18 protein-coding genes are annotated in these 18,526 nt (G+C 65.0%); 8 read left to right on the top strand and 10 right to left on the bottom strand.

Going from position 1 to position 18,526, the window contains the following annotated elements; translation table 11 throughout:
- Window positions 1-39 precede the first annotated feature (39 nt).
- The 4 genes from DX905_RS15420 to DX905_RS15405 form a co-directional block, all read right to left on the bottom strand.
- Window positions 40-1,275 carry a threonine synthase gene (locus DX905_RS15420; protein ID WP_275896083.1) on the bottom strand — a complete coding sequence of 412 codons (1,236 nt, stop codon included), beginning with the start codon at window positions 1,273-1,275 and terminating at the stop codon, window positions 40-42.
- Window positions 1,276-1,296: 21 nt separating this feature from the next.
- The gene (locus DX905_RS15415; protein WP_116092132.1) at window positions 1,297-1,956 is read right to left on the bottom strand and encodes a DUF1013 domain-containing protein; all 660 of its coding nucleotides are present in this window, start codon (window positions 1,954-1,956) and stop codon (window positions 1,297-1,299) included.
- A gap of 148 nt (window positions 1,957-2,104) precedes the next feature.
- Window positions 2,105-2,722: a glutathione S-transferase family protein gene (locus DX905_RS15410; protein ID WP_116092131.1), complete on the bottom strand. Its 618-nt coding sequence runs from the start codon at window positions 2,720-2,722 to the stop codon at window positions 2,105-2,107.
- Between the two features lie 2 nt (window positions 2,723-2,724).
- Window positions 2,725-4,197: an MATE family efflux transporter gene (locus DX905_RS15405; RefSeq protein ID WP_240320974.1), complete on the bottom strand. Its 1,473-nt coding sequence runs from the start codon at window positions 4,195-4,197 to the stop codon at window positions 2,725-2,727.
- A 99-nt stretch (window positions 4,198-4,296) separates the two neighbouring features.
- On the opposite strand from DX905_RS15405, the gene DX905_RS15400 reads away from it, so the two are divergent.
- The 3 genes from DX905_RS15400 (at window position 4,297) to msrA (ending at window position 7,147) form a co-directional block, all read left to right on the top strand.
- Window positions 4,297-5,406 carry a Gfo/Idh/MocA family protein gene (locus tag DX905_RS15400; RefSeq protein ID WP_116092130.1) on the top strand — a complete coding sequence of 370 codons (1,110 nt, stop codon included), beginning with the start codon at window positions 4,297-4,299 and terminating at the stop codon, window positions 5,404-5,406.
- Between the two features lie 108 nt (window positions 5,407-5,514).
- Window positions 5,515-6,528: an SMP-30/gluconolactonase/LRE family protein gene (locus tag DX905_RS15395; protein ID WP_338053772.1), complete on the top strand. Its 1,014-nt coding sequence runs from the start codon at window positions 5,515-5,517 to the stop codon at window positions 6,526-6,528.
- A 109-nt stretch (window positions 6,529-6,637) separates the two neighbouring features.
- Entirely contained in the window at window positions 6,638-7,147 is a 510-nt protein-coding gene (msrA, locus tag DX905_RS15390) for a peptide-methionine (S)-S-oxide reductase MsrA (protein WP_116092129.1), read from the top strand.
- Between the two features lie 61 nt (window positions 7,148-7,208).
- On the opposite strand, the gene DX905_RS15385 is transcribed toward msrA, so the two are convergent.
- Together DX905_RS15385 and DX905_RS15380 are read right to left on the bottom strand one after the other, a co-directional pair.
- On the bottom strand, window positions 7,209-8,078 hold the full coding sequence (locus tag DX905_RS15385) for a pirin family protein (protein WP_240320895.1): 870 nt from the start codon (window positions 8,076-8,078) through the stop codon (window positions 7,209-7,211).
- Entirely contained in the window at window positions 8,075-9,082 is a 1,008-nt protein-coding gene (locus tag DX905_RS15380) for a zinc-dependent alcohol dehydrogenase family protein (protein WP_116092127.1), read from the bottom strand. The genes DX905_RS15385 and DX905_RS15380 overlap by 4 nt, the downstream gene beginning before the upstream one ends.
- 183 nt (window positions 9,083-9,265) lie before the next feature.
- Between DX905_RS15380 and DX905_RS15375 the strand changes: the two genes are divergently transcribed.
- Entirely contained in the window at window positions 9,266-10,153 is an 888-nt protein-coding gene (locus DX905_RS15375) for a DMT family transporter (RefSeq protein WP_116092126.1), read from the top strand.
- 31 nt (window positions 10,154-10,184) lie between these two features.
- Here DX905_RS15375 and DX905_RS15370 read toward each other — a convergent pair whose 3' ends face one another.
- The gene (locus DX905_RS15370) at window positions 10,185-10,715 is read right to left on the bottom strand and encodes a hypothetical protein (RefSeq protein ID WP_116092125.1); all 531 of its coding nucleotides are present in this window, start codon (window positions 10,713-10,715) and stop codon (window positions 10,185-10,187) included.
- A gap of 89 nt (window positions 10,716-10,804) precedes the next feature.
- Here DX905_RS15370 and DX905_RS15365 point away from each other — a divergent pair, with 89 nt between their 5' ends.
- Window positions 10,805-12,691, top strand: coding sequence for a M1 family metallopeptidase (locus tag DX905_RS15365; protein WP_116092124.1), 1,887 nt, complete (start codon window positions 10,805-10,807; stop codon window positions 12,689-12,691).
- A 75-nt stretch (window positions 12,692-12,766) separates the two neighbouring features.
- On the opposite strand, the gene DX905_RS15360 is transcribed toward DX905_RS15365, so the two are convergent.
- From DX905_RS15360 to DX905_RS15350, 3 genes are all read right to left on the bottom strand, one after another.
- On the bottom strand, window positions 12,767-13,237 hold the full coding sequence (locus DX905_RS15360; protein ID WP_116092123.1) for a hypothetical protein: 471 nt from the start codon (window positions 13,235-13,237) through the stop codon (window positions 12,767-12,769).
- Between the two features lie 101 nt (window positions 13,238-13,338).
- Window positions 13,339-14,544, bottom strand: a complete 1,206-nt coding sequence (locus tag DX905_RS15355; RefSeq protein ID WP_116092620.1) for an alginate export family protein — start codon at window positions 14,542-14,544, stop codon at window positions 13,339-13,341.
- A 92-nt stretch (window positions 14,545-14,636) separates the two neighbouring features.
- Window positions 14,637-16,010, bottom strand: a complete 1,374-nt coding sequence (locus DX905_RS15350; RefSeq protein WP_116092122.1) for a cation:proton antiporter — start codon at window positions 16,008-16,010, stop codon at window positions 14,637-14,639.
- A gap of 217 nt (window positions 16,011-16,227) precedes the next feature.
- Here DX905_RS15350 and DX905_RS15345 point away from each other — a divergent pair, with 217 nt between their 5' ends.
- Genes DX905_RS15345 through DX905_RS15335 form a run of 3 tightly spaced genes read left to right on the top strand, consistent with a single transcriptional unit; the run spans window position 16,228 to window position 18,525 of the window.
- On the top strand, window positions 16,228-16,476 hold the full coding sequence (locus DX905_RS15345) for a type II toxin-antitoxin system Phd/YefM family antitoxin (protein WP_116092121.1): 249 nt from the start codon (window positions 16,228-16,230) through the stop codon (window positions 16,474-16,476).
- Window positions 16,476-16,970 (top strand): PIN domain-containing protein, encoded by a 495-nt coding sequence (locus DX905_RS15340; protein ID WP_116092120.1) that lies wholly within the window; start codon window positions 16,476-16,478, stop codon window positions 16,968-16,970. Before DX905_RS15345 ends, DX905_RS15340 begins: the two co-directional genes overlap by 1 nt.
- A 1-nt stretch (window position 16,971) precedes the next feature.
- On the top strand, window positions 16,972-18,525 hold the full coding sequence (locus DX905_RS15335; protein ID WP_116092119.1) for a tryptophan halogenase family protein: 1,554 nt from the start codon (window positions 16,972-16,974) through the stop codon (window positions 18,523-18,525).
- Window position 18,526 lies beyond the last annotated feature (1 nt).

Genomic DNA, 18,526 nt, shown 5'->3' with positions numbered 1-18,526 from the left:
GTTTATCGTCATCCCCGCCCGCGCGGGATGACGGAAGAGCTAAAGCGAAGCCCAGTCGATATTGGCCGTATCCAGCGTCACGGAGGTATCGGGTAGCGGGTACTTCAATCCCGTCGCGCAGTTGAACAGCATCACCCGGTCCTCGGCGCTTACCAGTCCATCCGTCCGTGCCTTGCGATAGGCGGCGAGCGTTGCCCCGCCCTCCGGGCACAGCAGCAGTCCGTCCTTCCGGCCGGCTTCATCCACCGCCTGTTCGATGGCTGCGTCCGACACGGCCATAGCGAAGCCGCCGCTCGCGCGCACCGCGTCGAGGATCAGGAAATCGCCGACCGCCTGCGGCACGCGAATCCCCATCGCGATCGTGTGGGAATACTCCCAGCGCCGCGCATGGCGCTCGCCTTCCGCCCACGCGCGCACGATCGGGGCGCAGCCCTCCGCCTGCACCGCCACCATGCGCGGCCGCTTCGAGCTGATCCAGCCGAGCGTCTCCAGCTCGTCGAACGCCTTCCACATGCCGATCAGGCCGGTGCCGCCGCCGGTGGGATAGAAAATCACCTCGGGCAATTCCCAGCCGAGCTGCTCGGCCAGCTCCAGCCCCATCGTCTTCTTGCCTTCGATCCTATAGGGTTCCTTGAGCGTGGAAAGGTCGAACCAGCCCCGTTCCTTCACCCCCTGTCCGACCAACTTTCCGCAATCATCGATCAATCCGTTCACGCGATAGACGCGTGCACCCTGCGCGGCGATTTCGCGAACGTTGATCTCGGGCGTATCGGCCGGGCAGAAGATGACCGCATCGATGCCCGCACGGCTGGCATAGGCCGCCGCCGCCGCGCCGGCATTGCCGTTGGTCGGCATGGCGATCGCAGTGACGCCTAGCTCCTTCGCCATCGAAAGCGCCATGACCAGGCCGCGCGCCTTGAACGATCCGGTCGGCAGCCGCCCCTCGTCTTTCACGAGCAGCGCCGCAGCACCGCACTCCCGCGCAATCGCGTCGAGCGACACGATCGGCGTCATCGTCTCGCCGAGGCTGATGATGTTGGCGGCGCGGCGCACCGGCAGCATTTCGCGATACCGCCACAGATCAGCCGGCCGCGCTGCCAGCGCCTCCTTGGTCAGCGCCGCCCGCACTCCATCCAGGTCATAGCGCACCAGCAACGGCCGCCCGGCGCGCGACAGGCCATGCAGCCTGTCCGCGTCGTAACGCTCCCCCGTCATGCCGCATTCGAGATGCGTGACGAAGGTCGGCCGATCGGCGGTCAGATTGTCGTCGTGCACCGCCGCCCCAAAATTCGTGGATCAGTCGCGCTTGCCGAACAGCTGATCGACGTCCGACAGGACCGCGTCCCCCGCATGCGACGCGGTCTCGCGCTCGGCACGCAGCTGCGTGATCAGCGCCTCGCGGTCGCCATCGAGCCGCGTGTCGACCGGCGCCTCGATGCCGGCCGCCTTGGCTGCCTTGGCGACCACCGCGTCGAGCTCGCGCTGCGAGGTCAGGCCGAGCGTGACCGGATCCTTCGGCGTGATATTGGCGATGTTCCAATGGGTACGGTCGCGGATCGCGGCGATGGTTGTGCGGGTCGTGCCGATCAGCTGGCTGATCTGTCCGTCCGAAACTTCCGGATGGTTGCGGATGATCCAGGCGATGCCGTCCGGCTTGTCCTGGCGCTTCGAGACCGGGGTGTAGCGCGGGCCCTTGGTGCGGCGAACCGGCTCGGGCCCCTTGGAGATTTGCAGCTTGTAGTTTGGATCGGCCTGGCCCTTGTCGATCTCGTCCTGGGTCAGCTCGTGCGCACGCAACGGATCGCGGCCGGTCAGCTTCGTCTGGGCGGTATCGTCGGCAATCGCCTGGATCTCCAGAATGTGCAGCCCGCAGAATTCTGCGATCTGCTGGAAGCTCAGCGAAGTATTGTCGACCAGCCAGGAAGCGGTCGCATGGGGCATGAGCGGCTGAGCCACGAAAAGTCTCCAGATAAAGAAAGGGCCGCCCCTCGCGGAGCGGCCTCGAATATGGGCGGAATGTAGAACGACGCCGCGTGCGGAGCAAGAGGCGTCCGCTCCACCCTCCGTCATCCCCGCGACGCGGGGATCCCGCTTCCTCTTTGCTTCAATCTGCCAGCGCAACATATCCGGGGGTCGCGGCGACCGCAGCGATCCAGCGCTGGACGGCAGGCCAGCGCTTAAGGTCGAAGCCTCCCTCATCCGCCACGTGCGTATAGGCATAGAGGCAGATGTCGGCGAGGCTGACCCGCTCGCCGACGAAGAAGCACCGGTCCGAAAGATGATCGTCCATCAGCGCCAACGCCGCCTCCCCCGCGACCTGCCTGGCAGGGATTTGCGCCCGCTGCGTATCGCTCAGGCGCTCCTCGCCCACCATTGCCTTCCAGAAGCGCAACGTCGCGATATTGGGCTCGTGATTATATTGTTCGAAAAACATCCACCGCAGCATGTCCGCCTGGTCGAACCGATCTCCCGGAATGAGCGCGGTGTCGTGCGCCAGCCACCAGCAGGCGGCATTGCTTTCGGGCAGGAAGCGCTCCCCGATCTGCAGCGTCGGGATCCGGCCATTGGCATTCACTTCCGCCAGGAACGCGGCCGTACGCGTTTCGCCGCGCATGATATCGTAATGTCGCCGCTCGAGCGGAACGCCCAGCAACGCCGCCGTCAGCCTGATCTTGTAGCAATTTCCCGAGGGCGCGTACTCGTGCAGGATCAGCTTTTCCATGTTCATCCCCCTGGATTGAGCCGGCCGCCGGGCTCCCCGTCCGCCTGCGAATGTTCGGCGACTTCCTCTTCGATTACCTGACTGATCATCCCGGGGTGACGCCAATCTCCGAAGCGGTAATATGCCGTCGCCAAACCGAGCGAGATCGCCGATCCCAACGGGAAGCTCCACCACAAGACGTCCGTACCGTAATGCGGCAGCAACGCAGCGGCGAAGCCTAGCCGGCCGACCAGCACGCTTAGGATCAGGATGATCAAAGGCGCATAGACCGCGCCATTGGCGCGCACGGTCGAGAACAAGACCAACGTCGCGCCGAACAGCAGGAAGCTCCAGCTACCGATAAGCTGGATATGGCGGGCGATTGGGATGGCGGGGCTGTTGCCGCCGACGAACAGGGCGAAGATCGGCCGGTCGAACAACAAGATGATCACGATCAGCGCCCCCGTCATCACGACGTTGGTGATCACCCCGGCGCGCGTGATCCGCCCGACCCGCTCCCAGCGTCCGGCCCCGATATTCTGCGCAACCATCGCCGATACGGCCGCCCCGATCGCCAGGGCGGGCATCTGCACATAGGTCCACAATTGCTGGGCAATGCCATAGGCGGCGGTCACGTCCACACCCGCCCGATTGACCAGCCCGATCATGACCAGGCCGGAGAAGCTGAACACCAGCATCTGCAGTCCCATCGGCAGGCCCTTGACGAGGATCACCTTCAGCAAGGCCGGGTTGGGCAGCAGGAAGCGCAACTCGCTCCCGCGCAACCGGATCGGCAAATCCTTAAGGTAGATGTAGGCGACGCCCACCACCAGCACGACATAATTGGCGATCAGGGTGGCGGTTGCCGATCCCGCAATCCCCATCCGTGGGAATGGCCCGATACCGCGGATCAGCAGCGGGTTGAGCCCGGCGTCGAGGATGACGGACAGGATCATCAGCTGCAGCGGCGTCACGCTGTCACCGGTGCCGCGCATTCCCATCGTCAGCAGCACGCCGATGAACATCGGCGGCATCGCCAGGAAGATGACCCGCAAATAGGCCAGCGCCAGCGCCTGCGAATCCGCCGGCGTCGACAATATCCGCAGCAGGTGGGGCGCGAACAGCCAGCCCAACAGCGCGATCACCACGGATATGATCGCGAACAACCCAAGTGCCGTTCCCATCGCCCGGCGTGCGCCGATCACGTCGCGCGCACCCATGCTCTGGCCAACCAGGATCGTCGCCGCCATGCCGAAGCCGAAGCCCAGCGCGAACATCAGGAACATGACAAGGTTGGCGTTGGTCGTCGCGGCCAGCGCACCTTCGCCCAGAAAGCGCCCGACCCAGATCGAATTGATCGATCCATTGAGAGACTGCAGTACGTTGGAGCCCAGCGTCGGCAGCGCGAACAGGAGCAGGGTCTTGGCGATCGGTCCCTGAGTCAGGTCGCGCCGGGCCGGCCGCGCTGGCGGCTGCGGCGTATCGGTGTTGGCTATTGCCCCCTCCTTTGGTCGTACGCCGCGCGCTATAGCATTTGCGTGCTTCACGCATATCGCTAACGTTTGCCTTCGGCACAGAAGACCGGGGAGAGCGAAATGACGGGCATCAACAGGCGCGAAATGGTGGCCGCGGCCGGCGGCATCGCTGCCGCAGCGGCGCTCTCCACCGGCGCGAACGCTGCCGACCCGAACCGCAAGCTCGGCTACGCCATCGTCGGGCTCGGAACGTACGGACTGAAGGTCATCATTCCGCAATTCGTCAATTGCGCCAACAGCCGGCTGGCGGCCGTGGTCAGCGGCGATGCGGACAAGGCGAAGCGCGTCGCCGCGCAATATGGCCTGCCCGATCGCTCGATCTACAATTACCAGAATTTCGACTCGATCCGTGACAATCCGGACGTCGACATCGTCTATGTCTGCCTGCCCAATTCAATGCACGCCGACTATGTCATCCGCGCCGCCAAGGCCGGCAAGCATGTCATGTGCGAGAAGCCGATGGCGGTCTCGGTGGCCGAATGCGAGGCAATGATCGCCGCCTGCAAGAAAGCCGGCAAGAAGCTGATGATCGGCTACCGCGTCCATTTCGAAGCGACCAACCTGGAGGCAATGCGCCTCGCCTCGTCGGGCGCGATCGGCACGCGCAAATATCTTCGGAGCGAGCACGGCTTCGTCCAACCCAACCCCAGTATGTGGCGCCTCAAACGGGCGCTGTCGGGCGGTGGTTCGCTGATGGACATGGGCGTCTATAGCCTCCAGGCGGCGCGCTACATGACGGGTGAAGAGCCGATCGCCGTCTATGCCCACGAAAGCACCGATAAGAGCGATCCGCGCTTCCAGGAGGTAGAGGACCGGATCGAGTGGGAACTCGAATTTCCCTCCGGCGTGATCGCCTCCTGCCTGTCAATGTACAGCGCCAACCAGAACCACATCCTGCTGATGGGCGACAAAGGCCGCATCGAGCTCGAGCCGGCGACGCGCTACAGCGGCAATCATATGTGGACCGGCCGCGACGGCCGCGAGACCGAGATCACCGACATTCCCCCCGGCCCGCGCCCGACGCAATTTGCCGGCCAGCTCGATCATTTCGTCGACTGCATCGTCAACAACAAGGAGCCGATCGTCTCCGGCGAAGAAGGTCTGCGCGACCTGCGCATCGTCGAGGCAATTTATCGCTCCGCCCGCGAGAAGAAGCGCATCACTTTGTAATCACGACGCTGGATTGCTTCGCTCCGCTCGCAACGACGTCCCGAGATCAGCTCGTCATTGCGCGCAGGGCAGCGGCGAAGCGATCCAGCCCCCAAGGAGAATGAGCCAGTGATCCTGAACCGCCGCACCCTCCTCGCCTCCGCCGCCGCACTCGCCGCCGCGCCCGCTTTCGCCGACGCCCCGGCCGAAGTCGCGCCGACCGTGCGCCGCCTCTCGCCCGCGCTCGACCGCATCATCGCGCCGGGCGCCGAGGTCGAGGTCATCGCCACCAACATCAAATGGGCCGAAGGCCCGATATGGGTGAAGGATGGCGGCTACCTGCTCTTCTCCGATCCGCCCGCCAACATCATCCGCCGCTGGAGCCGCAAGGATGGCGTATCGATCTTCCTTGAGCCGTCCGGCACCGCGGGCCTCGATCCAAAACTGGTACGCGAAGCCGGTTCGAACGGACTTGCTCTGGATCGCCACGGCAACCTGCTGATCGCCAATAGCGGCGGCCGTTCGATCGATAGGCTCGATCTGCGCACTAAGTCGCGCACGACTTTGGCCGATCGCTATCAGGGCAAGCGCTTCAACAGCTGCAACGATCTTGCCGTCGCCCAATCGGGCGCGATCTATTTCACCGATCCGCCCTACGGCTTCACGCAAGGCGACGACTCCCCGCTCAAGCAGCTCGCGCAAAACGGCGTCTACCGCTGGAGCGAGCGCGGCGAGACCGTCCTCATCGAGGGCGGCCTGACCCGCCCCAACGGCATCGCGCTTGCGCCCGGGGAGAAGCGGCTGTTCGTGTCGAACTCGGATCCCAAAAGCTTCAAGATCATGGTCTATGATCTCGACCGCGCCGGCCTGCCGACCGGCAGCCGCGTCTTCGTCGACAGCTGGCCGACAGCCAGCCGCCCCGGCTCCCCCGACGGCATGAAGATCGCCGCCGACGGCACGATGTTCTGCTCGGGCCCCGGCGGCATGTGGATCATGACGCCGGAAGGCGAGAAGCTCGGCCTGATCGAGGACGGTGCCCCGATAGCCAATTGCTGCTTCGGGGATGATGGGACGACCTTGTACATGACGTCCAACACGCGCGTGTTACGGCTCAAGCTGGGGATCAACGGCTGGCGGGCATGAAACTCGTTATGACTGTCATTACAGATTAGCGGCGGCGGGCCGGCGCTGGCGCCATGGAAATACATCCCGGGCCCTCCTATCTTCCCCTCCTCAACCAGGAGGATTGCACATGACCACCGAACGCGCCGTTCTTGCCGGAGGCTGTTTCTGGGGCGTCCAGGATCTTGTTCGCAAGCTGCCCGGCGTGGTCTCCACCCGCGTCGGCTATTCCGGCGGCGAGGTTCCGAACGCCACCTATCGCAACCACGGCAACCATGCCGAGGCCATCGAGATCGTGTTCGATCCCGCGGTCATCAGCTTCCGTTCGCTATTGGAATTCTTCTTCCAGATCCACGATCCTTCGACCGTCAACCGCCAGGGTAACGATGTCGGCGCGAGCTATCGCTCTGCCATCTTCTACACCAGCCCCGAGCAGAAGGCCGTCGCCGAGGACACGATCGCCGATGTCGATGCGTCGGGTCTTTGGCCAGGCAAGGTCGTGACCGAAGTGTCGCCGGTCGGCGACTTCTGGGAGGCCGAGCCTGAGCATCAGGATTATCTGGAGCGGATTCCCAACGGCTATACTTGTCACTTCGTGCGCCCCGGCTGGAAACTGCCGCGCCGGGCCGACGCCGCCTAACCCTGAAGCGCCGCTGACTTGTGTCGGCGGCGCTCCTGGCGTGGCAGACGCATCAGGCTTACTACCGCGCTGCCAATGGGCTGTTGAACTTGCCCGCCTGATAATCCCCGATCGCCAGCGCGATCTCTTCGCGGGTGTTCATGACGAACGGCCCCTGCGCCACCACCGGCTCGCCGATCGGGTCCGCATGGCCATAAAGCAAGACCGCGTCCGCCCGCGCCGTGATCGCGATCACATCCCCGTCATCGGCGAGCGTCACCAGCCGCCAGCGTTCCACGTCCAGCCCTCCGAGGCTGATCTGCCCGCTCACCACATATAGGAAGATGCTGCGGCCGCGCGGGGCGGGCAATTCAACCGCGGCGCCCGCCCGCAGTCGCACTGTTGCCATGAACACGCCAGTTAGCGATTGAATCGGGCCGCTCGTGCCGCCGAACTCGCCCGCGATCAGGTTGAGCACGCCGCCGTCGTCGGACAGTGGAATGGCCGGGATCGCTTCGGCCTGCACGCCGGTATAGCGTGGCGCGGTCATCTTCAGCCGCGCCGGCAGGTTGACCCATAATTGCAGGATGTCGAGCGGCCCACCCGCCCGCTTGAACGCCGGCGGCGACACTTCGGCGTGGATCAGGCCGGAGCCGGCGGTCATCCACTGCACCCCGCCTGCTTCGATCACGCTCTCATGCCCGCCCGTATCATGATGGGCGAGGCTGCCTTCCAGGATGAAGGTCACCGTCTCGAACCCGCGATGCGGATGCGGGCCGAACGGCAGGCCGCGATTGCTGGGCGGATAGGTTTGCGGCCCGTGATGGTTGAGGAACAGGAACGGGTCCACCTGCGCCAGCCCCGGTGCCGGCAGCGGCCGTCGCGTCACCAGATCGCCGATATCGTCACGCACCGCCTCATGGACGCCGGCGACGCTGCGCAGGGCGCTCACCATTCGATCCCGATCTTGCCGAAATGGCCGCCGCTAGCCTCATGGCGGAAGGCGTCGGCGAGTTGTCCGAGCGGGAAGCGCCGATCGACAATCGGGCGGATTCCGCCCGCGTCGAGCGCCCGTACCATGTCCTGCTGCATCCGCCTGCTACCGACGATCAGGCCCTGCAACCGCGCCTGCCGGGCCATCAGCAACGCTGTCGGAACTTCACCGCCAAGCCCGGTCAGCACACCGATCAGCGAGATATGGCCGCCGACGCGCACCGCCTCGATCGATTGCGCGAGCGTACCGGGCCCGCCCACTTCCACGACATGGTCGACGCCGCAGCCGCCAGTCCAGTCGCGCACCGCCCGGCCCCAATCCTCGCGTCGGCGATAATTGACGGTAAACTCAGCACCGAGCCCGCGAGCGCGCTCCAGCTTTTCTTCGGACGAGGAGGTGATCGCCACCCGCGCGCCCATCAGCCGGGCCAATTGCAACGCCCAGATCGAGACTCCGCCGGTCCCGAGCAGCAGCACCGTGTCGCCTGCCTTGAGCTTGCCGTCGACGACCAGCGCGCGCCAGGCGGTAAGTCCGGCTGTAGTGATCGTCGCCGCCTCAACCGCATCATAATCCTGCGGCGCCCGGGTGAAGGCAGTCGCGGGCAGCACCACCACCCCCTGCGCGAAACCGTCAATTCCGTCGCCTGGCGTGCGGCTGAAATCCCCGATCGTAGGCTTGCCATCCCGCCAATCGGGAAAGAAGCAGGACACGACCATATCGCCGGCCCCGAATTCAGTGACTCCCTCGCCGACCGCCTCGATCAGCCCGGCTCCGTCGGCAAGCGGCACGCGCCCTGCAGCGGTCGGCATGCGTCCGGTGGCGACGCCCAGATCGTGATAGTTGAGCGAGCTACCGTGCAGCCGCACCCGGATTTCCCCGGGTCCGGGCGCGCCGGGATCGGGCCGCTCTTCCGATACGAGCTGATCCAGGCCCGCCGGAGCGCGCAAAACCATCGCCTTCATCACTGTCTCCCCGGTATCTCATCACGCTCGCGGCATTCCCATGAACGAGAAGATACAGCGTCGGTTGCGCGATTAGGGGCAAGCGAATTTCGCTTGCCTGCTGAATGTCCAAATGCCGCAAAGCGAGCCGGTGAAACATTTAGCGCCTCGACACGCCGGAACGCCGTCGTCAAGGGCCGCAAGATGCTTGCCATCGCTCCGATCCTGTTTGTGCTGACGTGGTCGACCGGCTTCATCGTCGCGCGCGCGATGGTGCCGCATGCCGCGCCCGAGCTGATCCTCACCTCACGGATGCTGTTGTCCGCCGCATTGTTGGGCGGCCTTGCCGCGATCGCCCGCGAAAGTCTGCCGCGCGGTCGGAGGTTGGCGCTGCACCTTTTGGCCGGGGCGCTGCTCAATGGCGTCTATCTGTGCACCAGCTGGTGGGCGATCCAGCGCGGGATGCCCGCCGGCATCATGTCGCTGCTCGGCGCGCTCCAGCCGCTCGTCGTGGCGATCGCCTCGTTCGGCTTACTGGGCGAGCGGTTGGCGGGGCGAGCCTGGGCGGGGCTCGGCATCGGCCTGTTGGGGGTGGTGCTGGTGCTGGCGCCCTTGCTGATGCGCGGCGGTCATATTTCGGTGCCGCTATTTGTCGCCGTCGGCGCGGTGGCGTCGATCCTCGCCATGGCGGCGGGCACCATGATCCAGCGTGGATCGATCAGCGGTGATCCGATGCGCGTTTCGGGTGCGGTGCAGAATATCGGCGGCGCGGGGGTGGCGGCTCTCGCAACCGTTCTTCTGGGCGATTATCGCTGGGATGGCGCCCTGGCGTTGTGGCTGGGTCTCGGTTGGTCGGTGCTGGGGCTCTCGGTCGGCGCCCTATCCCTGCTGGTGTGGATGACGCGGCACCAGGGCGCGACCCGGGTCAGTGCGCTGCTGCTGCTGGTACCCCCATTGGCGGCCGTTGAAGCTTGGATCCTGTTCGGCGAACGGCTGGTGCCGATGCAACTCGCGGGCTTCGCGCTGGCATTAGGTGGGGTGCTGCTCGCGCGCTTGAAGACGACGCCTCAGCCATCGAGTAGCTGCACATAAGCCGGATGCCATCGCCGCCGCCGGCCGACCCTCACTCTTTCTCTACCGCGCTGCGGCCATAACCCCGCCCGCGCAGACGGCGGTGGCGTTCCTCCTCGGGCGTGCCGCCCTCGCGCTGCTGCAACCGCTCGATCTTGCGCACCAGGTAGGCCGTCGACCAGCCGATCATCAGCAAGCCCAGCAAAGCCTCGGCCTGGCCGATCACCCGCCAGCCGTCCGGCAGGCTATCGGGCCCCGCCCCCGTCGTCGTATAATAAGAAGCGGACAATACCATCGCCTGCTCCACCGATCGGGTGGCGCCGCCCAATTCGTAGAGCGTGCCGACCAGTGCGATCTCGATCGCGTGTAGGGCGAACAGCAGCACTGCCATGAACGCGACCAGGAAAATCGATTTTGGGCTGAGCCGTTGATGGAGCAGCGCCTCGTCGGTCAGGTTGAACATGTGCGACATGCCCATCAGCCCCCAGCCATGCGTCAAAGCGAGCACCGGCACCATCAGCGCCGCGACGAGCAGTTCCAGCCAGAGCGACAGCAGCGGTCTCCTTTCGCGCTGAACGCACACATGAGTTAATCTATCCGCCAACCGCGCACCGCTTGCGGCCGGGCGATGGCGCGGTCACAAGACGGCATCGTCTTCCCGAAAGATCTTTCATGCGCATCTTAGCCGCCGCTCCCGCCGCTGCCTTCCTGACCGCCGCGCTGACCATTGCTCCGGTGTTAGCTCGCCCCGACGCACCCTCCCCGATCCTGACCACGGCCGAAGCGCGCGATACCTTGTCCTATGCCCGGCCCGAGATCGCGCGGGTGACGCATGTCGATCTCAATCTCACCGCCGACTTCCGAACGAAGACGATGCGCGGGACCGCCGTGCTCGAAATTCTCGCCGCGCCCGGCGCGCACGAGATCGTGCTGGACGACAACAAGCTCATCATTGCCAAAATCACCGATGTCGCCGGCCGCCCGCTCAAATATTCCGTTGGCGCCTACGACGACTACAAGGGCGCACCCCTGACCGTCGAAATCGGTGCGGCGCGGCGGATTATCGTCACGTATCGCTCCAGCCCGGATGCCAGCGCGCTCGGCTGGCTCGCGCCCGCGCTCACCGCCGGCAAGAAGAAGCCATATCTCTATAGCCAGGGCCAATCGATCAACAATCGCAGCTGGATCCCGACCCAGGACAGCCCGGGCATCCGCCAGAGCTGGAGCGCCAAGATCACCGTACCGTCAGATCTGGTCGCGGTCATGAGTGCCGAGCGGCTGACGCCCAAAGGCGTGCCCGCAGCCAAAGGCTGGCACAGCTATCGCTTCCGCATGGACCATAATGTCCCGCCCTACTTGATCGCGCTTGCCGTGGGCGACCTCGCCTTCCGTCCGCTCGGGCCCCGTACCGGCGTATACACCGAGCCATCGATGCTCGATCGTGCCGCGCGCGAGCTGAGCGACACCGAGAAGATGGTCGACACTGCCGAGAAGTTGTACGGCCCGTACCGCTGGGGCCGCTACGATATTCTCGTTCTGCCGCCATCCTTCCCGTTTGGCGGGATGGAGAATCCTACCCTTACATTCGCCACCCCGACGATCATCACCGGTGACAAATCCAATGTCGACGTGATCGCGCACGAACTGGCGCACAGCTGGTCGGGCAATCTCGTCACCAATGCCACCTGGTCCGACATCTGGCTCAACGAGGGATTCACCACCTATTTCGAAAACCGCATCGACGAGGCGGTCTACGGTCAGGCGCGCAGCGCGACGCTGGCCGATCTGTCGTGGGACAATCTCCAGCGCGATCTCAAGGCGGCGAAGCCGGACGAGACGCGGCTCCACGGCGCACCCGAAGGCACCTATGGCGAGCTCGACTACAATAAGGGCGCGACCTTCCTGCGCACGATCGAGGTCGCGGTCGGACGCCCACGGTGGGACGCCTATCTCACCTCCTATTTTGCGCGCCACGCCTTCCAGCCGCAGACCACCGCCGCTTTCCTCGCCGATCTGCGTGCGAATTTGATCCGTGGCGACGCGGCGCTCGAGGCACGGCTCGATCTCGATAAATGGGCGTATCGCCCCGGCCTCCCCGGCAATGCGATCCACATCCGCTCAGCCACTTTGGCAAAGATCGACGAAACTCTGGAGCAGGTGAATGCGGGCGCATCGGCCGCCTCGCTCGACACCTTCCGTTGGTCGACTCAGGAATGGCTGCGCTTCCTCAACGGCCTGCCGCGCAAGCAGGCGCCGGCGCGCCTCGCCGAGCTCGACCGCGGTCTCGGCCTGTCCGCCTCGGCCAATCCCTACATCCGCTCGGCCTGGCTCGTGCTTGCGGCGCAGAACCGCTACGAGCCGGCGGTCGCTTCAATGGCAGAATTCCTGCCCCGCATCGGCCGCGGGCTGCTGATCTTCCCGGTCTATCGCGCACTCAAGGCCGAAGGCGACTGGGGCCTGCCGATCGCGCGGCGCATCTATGCCGGCGCGCGCGGCAACTACCACCCGACCGTGGCCGTGACGCTGGATAAGCTGCTAGCCGCGCCGGCTGCACGCTAGTCCGCAGCTTCGGACGAAGAGCGGTGCTTGCCAAGCACGTTTCTTGGCTGATGCTGGGAAGCGCCCAATCCGCTTTCAGCCGCCGGTGGCCTTCGCCATCAGCGCGTCGAAATTGGCCTTGGTGGTGTCAAGCACCAGGCCTTTGCTGCTCACGCCGAAGGAGTTGACCGGAACACGCACCTGGCCATTCGCGGTGGCGACCACCACGCCTTCTGCATCGACCGCTTTGACATACCCGATCTCGACGCCTTTGTTATCGAAGATGGTCGCGTTGGCGACGATCTCCTCCAACTTAGCAGGGTGGGATTTGCTCTTGCCGCCGCGGGTCGTCCGCGCATTGTCGCGTCCATTCTGCGCCGCCTCCGCACGCGCCTGCGCGTCGGCCGTGGCGCGGTCGTTCGCCTCCATGCTGAGCGGTGTGCCGATCAACTGGCCGCTCGGCGTGCCGGCTGGCGGCGCCACCGATCCGGGCTGCGCGGTCGCGGCGCCGGCAGCCAGCAGGGCGGCGGCCAGGCCAAACGGAATCTTGAGGATGTGCTGGGTCATGCTTGGCTATCCCTCCTTCTGCCATGCATCACGCATAGCCCGGGAACCCACCACAATATAGCTCGTGCTGGGGACGGCGCAGGGCGGGCTTACGAACAAACCTAAAATGTCCAATCCGCCTCTAGCCAGGCCTTGTTGGTGTTGGTCGCAAACCGGTCTGCCTCGTACCGGGCATAGCGGACCGACATTGTCGCCCGCCCCCGCTTGGCACTCGCCAGCAAATCCCATTCATCGCCATAATGCTGGCTCAACCGGTCGCTGTCGAAGCGATGGTAGGATGCGGTAAGCGTGATCGAGTCGGCCGGCCCGACCTTCTTCCAGCCATACCTCAGCGTGCCATACAGGTCGCGCACGCCATTCGGCGGTGTGGTGGTGAACTTGTCGGCCCAGCCTTGCCACGGAAACAAGGACGCCAGCGGCGTCTGCACGCTGGTCAAAGCGAGGCCTCTGTCGGCGCCCAGTACCTCATAACCCGCCTTGGCCGTCAGCGCGGCGATCGCGAGCGATCCCTCGACCAGCCGGTAATCCGCGGAATAATCATTGGGGTTGTGATGATAGTCGCTTTGCCGCGCCCAGCTTGCGATGTAGCCGAGCTTCACGCCCCTGCGCAGCGGCTGGCTGCCGGCGAAGCGGACGCCATAGGTCTGGCTCGACAGGCGAAAACCCTGCACCGCTGCTTCGTCCTGATCCACGAGATAGGCGAAACCGGTCAGCGTGCCGGCCTTGGTGCCGTAATTGAGCAGGGCGAAGACGTTGTCGCCACGCACCGCCTGCTGGCGGACGCCGGTGCCGCGGCGTCCGTTCACCGTCCGGTCGCTCCACGCATAGGCAAGGTCGGCGCTGAAGCCCTTGGCGGTGCCCCATTGGAGCCGCACTGCATCGAATGTCTGCTGGTTCTGGCGGAAGTTGGACGAGCCGACGAAGCGCTGGTCGGCCAGCTCGAGCAATTGCCGTCCCGCCGTCACCGCGAAACCCTGCTTGCCCGTATAGCGGATCTGGGCGCGGTTGAGTTCGGCGTTGCGCGGATCGATTACGTTCGGGAAGGCAGTCTTGCCGTTGGTGCCGTCATTATAATCGTCGACGATTGCAAGCGTCGCCTCGCCTTCCACCAGGGCCGACCACCCTGCCCTGGAGACCTGCAGGCCGGGCCGTACCCGCAGCGTCAGCGCGTCGGCGTTTCGGGCTATGCCGTCCTGATCGACATTCTCATAGCGAAGCCGCGCGTCCAATAGCGGCTTGACGGCGAAATTCTGGGCGGGGGCGGCGCCGGCCAGCAGCGCGCCCGCTATGAATGGCAGCGTTTTCATGATCATCCCTGAAAAAGGGCGCCCCCGTCCCACCGGATGCTGATGGGGGACGGGGGCGGGCCCCGGCGCAAGCACCGGGTCCTAGGGGAGCTTCAGGCGGCTTGCGCGGCGAGAGTGCCGGGCAGCGCATCCAGTTCGCCGGTCTCGCGCGCCTTGCGGCCATAGACCAGCTCGAACAGCGGCGTTGCCATCACCGTTGTGACGATCGCCATCATCACCAGCATCGCAAACAATGTCGGGCCGATAATGCCCTTCTGCAGGCCGATATTGATGATGATCAGCTCCATCAGCCCGCGCGAGTTCATCAGCGCGCCGATGCCGAGCGCGGTGCGATTATCCTCGCCCGATAGCCGGGCGGCGGCATAGCAGGCGCCGAACTTGGCGAGGATCGAGGCGGCGAGGATGCCGAGCGCGATCAGCATCAGCGACGGCGAATTGACCATGTCCATCCGCGTGTTGAGGCCGGAATAGGTGAAGAACATCGGCAGCAGCAGCACCACGGCGACCGGCTCGACCTTTTTCTTGAGCTCGGCCGTGAACAGGCCGCGGGGCATGAACACGCCCAGGATGAAGCCGCCGAAGATGGCGTGGATGCCGATAGCGTCCATGAAAAAGGCCGACAGGCAGAACAGCATCATCGTGATCGCGAGCACGGTCATGCTCATCTCGCCCTTGCGCTCCACCGCTTCACCCAGCGGGGCAAGCAATTTGCGGCCGAACAGGATCAGGAAACCCGCGTACAGGACCGCGCCGCCGATCGCGAGCACAGCCACGCCCGATCCCCCGCCGAAAGTCGCCAGCACGACCGCCAGCACGCACCAGGATGCGGCATCGTCGAACGCACCCGCGGTCAGCGACAAGGTGCCGAGCGAGCTATTGGCAAGACCGCGCTCGTTGATGATCCGCGCCAGCATCGGGAAGGCGGTCAGCGCGATGCACGCGCCCATGAATAACGTCGCGTTGGCGCGGCTGATTCCCGCCGTAAACAGGCCCGGCACAGTCAGCAGGAACGGCGTGATCAGGAAGGCGAGCAAAAACGGTGTCAGGATGCCGGCAAGCGACACGCCGAACGCGCTGCGCGCCTTGGCTCTGAAATGGTCGATCTGGAGCGTCGTCCCGACCAGGAACATGTACAGGCCCACGCCGAACTGCGCGCCGACATACAAGACGGTCTTGGTTTCCTTGGGAAACAAGGCGAGCTGGGCATCGGGCCAGATCAGCCCGAGCAGCGAAGGCCCGAGCACCACGCCTGCGATCATCTCGCCCACCACCTGCGGCTGTGCGAGCAGTTTCTGGCCGAGCCAACCGACCACGCGGCAGGCGAGGATGATGATCGCGAGCTGCAGAAAGAAGTGAATGCTGAAGTCGCTCGGCGTATAGCTTTTGGCGGCTTCGGGCACGGCGGGCCCATGAGCCGACAACATGCCCCCCACGGTGGTAATCAGGCTATCCCAAACCTGGCTCATCGAAATCCTCCCCGGATTTGCTTGTTTTGTCCGGCACATCTGCGTGTGCCGCCCGCAAAGGAGCCAAGCCGGGCCGGCGGCGCAATCCGAAACCCGACATGCGCAACGCGATTTTTAGCCGCCCGATCATTTCTGTTGCGAGGCCGCTACACCGTAGTAATGTGCCTACGTTACGGGACCTATATTTGTAGGCATGTAGGCGCATTAAGGGGGGTGCATGAAGGTCGTCAGCAGCCGCGATTTCAATCAAGACGTCAGCAATGCCAAGCGTGCGGCCCGAATCGAGCCGGTGTTCGTCACGGATCGGGGCCGTCCCACCCATGTGCTGATGAGCATCGAGAATTTCCGCCATCTCACCGGCCAGACCGAAAGCATCGTCGATCTGCTGGCCATGCCCGGGCCGGTCGAGATCGACCCCGATCAGGGTCGGTCCGAGGCGTGGGACCGGCGCGCGACGTTCGGCTGATGTACTTGCTCGATACCCCCGTCGTGCTGGAGCTGCGCAAGGCCAAGGCCGGGCGCACCGATGCCGGTCTCGCCACCTGGGCGGCGGGCGTCTCGCGCCAGAATCTGTTTCTGTCGGCGCTCTCGCTACTCGAACTTGAAAGCGGCGCGCTCCAAGTGGAGCGGCAGGACAAGGCCGCCGGAGCGGCACTGCACGAATGGATCGACGGGCCGGTCATGGCAGCGTTCGACGGACGCATCCTGGCGGTGGATGCGGCGGTCGTGCGGCGCCGCGCGCGCCTGCCTTATGCCGATGCGCGCGATGCGCTGCTGGCGGCGACCGCGATCGAGCATGGACTGACCCTCGTCACGCGCCGGACCGCGGCCTTCAAGGCCGGCCGCGTCAAGCTGTTCAACCCGTGGGGCTACACGCCGGAGGATGCCGACGATGCCGATTGGCGCCAAGCGGCGCGCAGCGGGCCGGTCTGGCTCAAGAATCTGTTCGTGAGGGCCTGAGGTGGACCGCAAGCGCTCGATCCTGATCGTCGGCGGCGGCACGGCCGGCTGGCTGACCGCCGCCTACCTCGCGAAGTTTCTCGATCTCGCCGACCAGCCGCATCTGGAGATTACCCTGCTGGAATCGCCTGAGATCGGCACGATCGGGGTCGGCGAAGGCGCTTTTCCGACGATGCGCACCACGCTTCAGTTCCTCGGCATCGATGAAACCCGCTTCATCCGCGGCACCGGCGCGACCTTCAAGCAGGGCATCCGCTTCAACGACTGGCTGCGCACGCCGACGGACGGGCGTCACAGCCATTATTTCCACCCGTTCGAAGCTCCCTTCTACACCGAAGAAACCAGCCTGGTGCCCTATTGGCTGCTGCAGGACGAGGCGACCCGTCCGCCGTTCGCAGAGGCCGTCACCATCCAGCATCGCGTGGCAGAGGCGCAGCGCGGCCCCAAGCGGCCGGACGAAGGCGAATTTACCGGCCCGCTCAATTACGCCTATCACTTCGATGCGGGCTTGCTGGGCGAGGTGCTCGCGCAACGCGCGCAGGAACTGGGCGTCCGTCACGTCAAGGACCGGCTGGTGGAAGTCATGCTGTGCGCCGACGGCATGATCGATCGCGTCATTACCCCGCACCATGGCGGTATCCAGGCCGACCTGTTTATCGATTGCTCGGGTTTCCGCGCCGAACTCATCGGGGGCGCGCTCGGCTCGTGCTTCAAGTCGGCCAAACAATATCTGTTCACCGACCGCGCGCTGGCCTGCAAACTGGCCTATCCGCAACCCAACGCGCCACTCGAAAGCTTTACGATCGCCACCGCGCACGAGGCGGGCTGGACGTGGGATATCGGCCTCGCCGGCGCGCGCGGTATCGGCACCGTCTATTCGAGCGCACACATGTCGGACGATGAAGCCGGCGACGTGCTGCGCGCCTATGTCGGACCCCGCATCGAGCAGGTCGCACCCCGCCTGATCCATTTCGAACCGGGCTATCGCGAGCAGCAATGGATCGGCAATTGCGTGGCGGTGGGGCTGTCGGCGGGCTTTCTCGAACCACTGGAATCGACCGGCGTGGTGCTGATCGAGGCCGCCGTCAGCATGATCGCCGAGCTATTCCCCCATAACGGCCCGATGGACGCGCCGGCCAAGCGCTTCAATGCGCTGATGACCGCGCGCTTCGACAATATCATCACCTTCCTCAAGCTGCATTATTGCCTGAGTGAGCGCGAGGAGCCGTTCTGGCGCGACAATGTCGACCCCGCGTCGATCCCCGACCGGCTGAAGGAATTGCTGGAGCAATGGCGCTTCCGCCCGCCCAATCGCTATGACTTCATCCTCGATCTCGAGAGCTTCGCCTTCTTCAACTATCAGTACATCCTCTATGGGATGAATTATAAGACCGACCTGGCCGCGGGCCGTGCCGACTTCCCCAACGTGCGCGCAGCGGAAAAACTATTCCGCAAGATCCGCAGCTTCGGCGATCGGGCGACGGCCGATCTGCCAACGCATCGCGCATTGATCGAACAGATCAATGCCCCGGTTGACCGGCTGGTGGCAGTCTAGT

The organism is Sphingomonas crusticola, assembly GCF_003391115.1.
In the GTDB taxonomy this organism is placed as follows: domain Bacteria; phylum Pseudomonadota; class Alphaproteobacteria; order Sphingomonadales; family Sphingomonadaceae; genus Sphingomonas_I; species Sphingomonas_I crusticola.
This window is presented reverse-complemented; position numbering and strand designations above follow the sequence as displayed.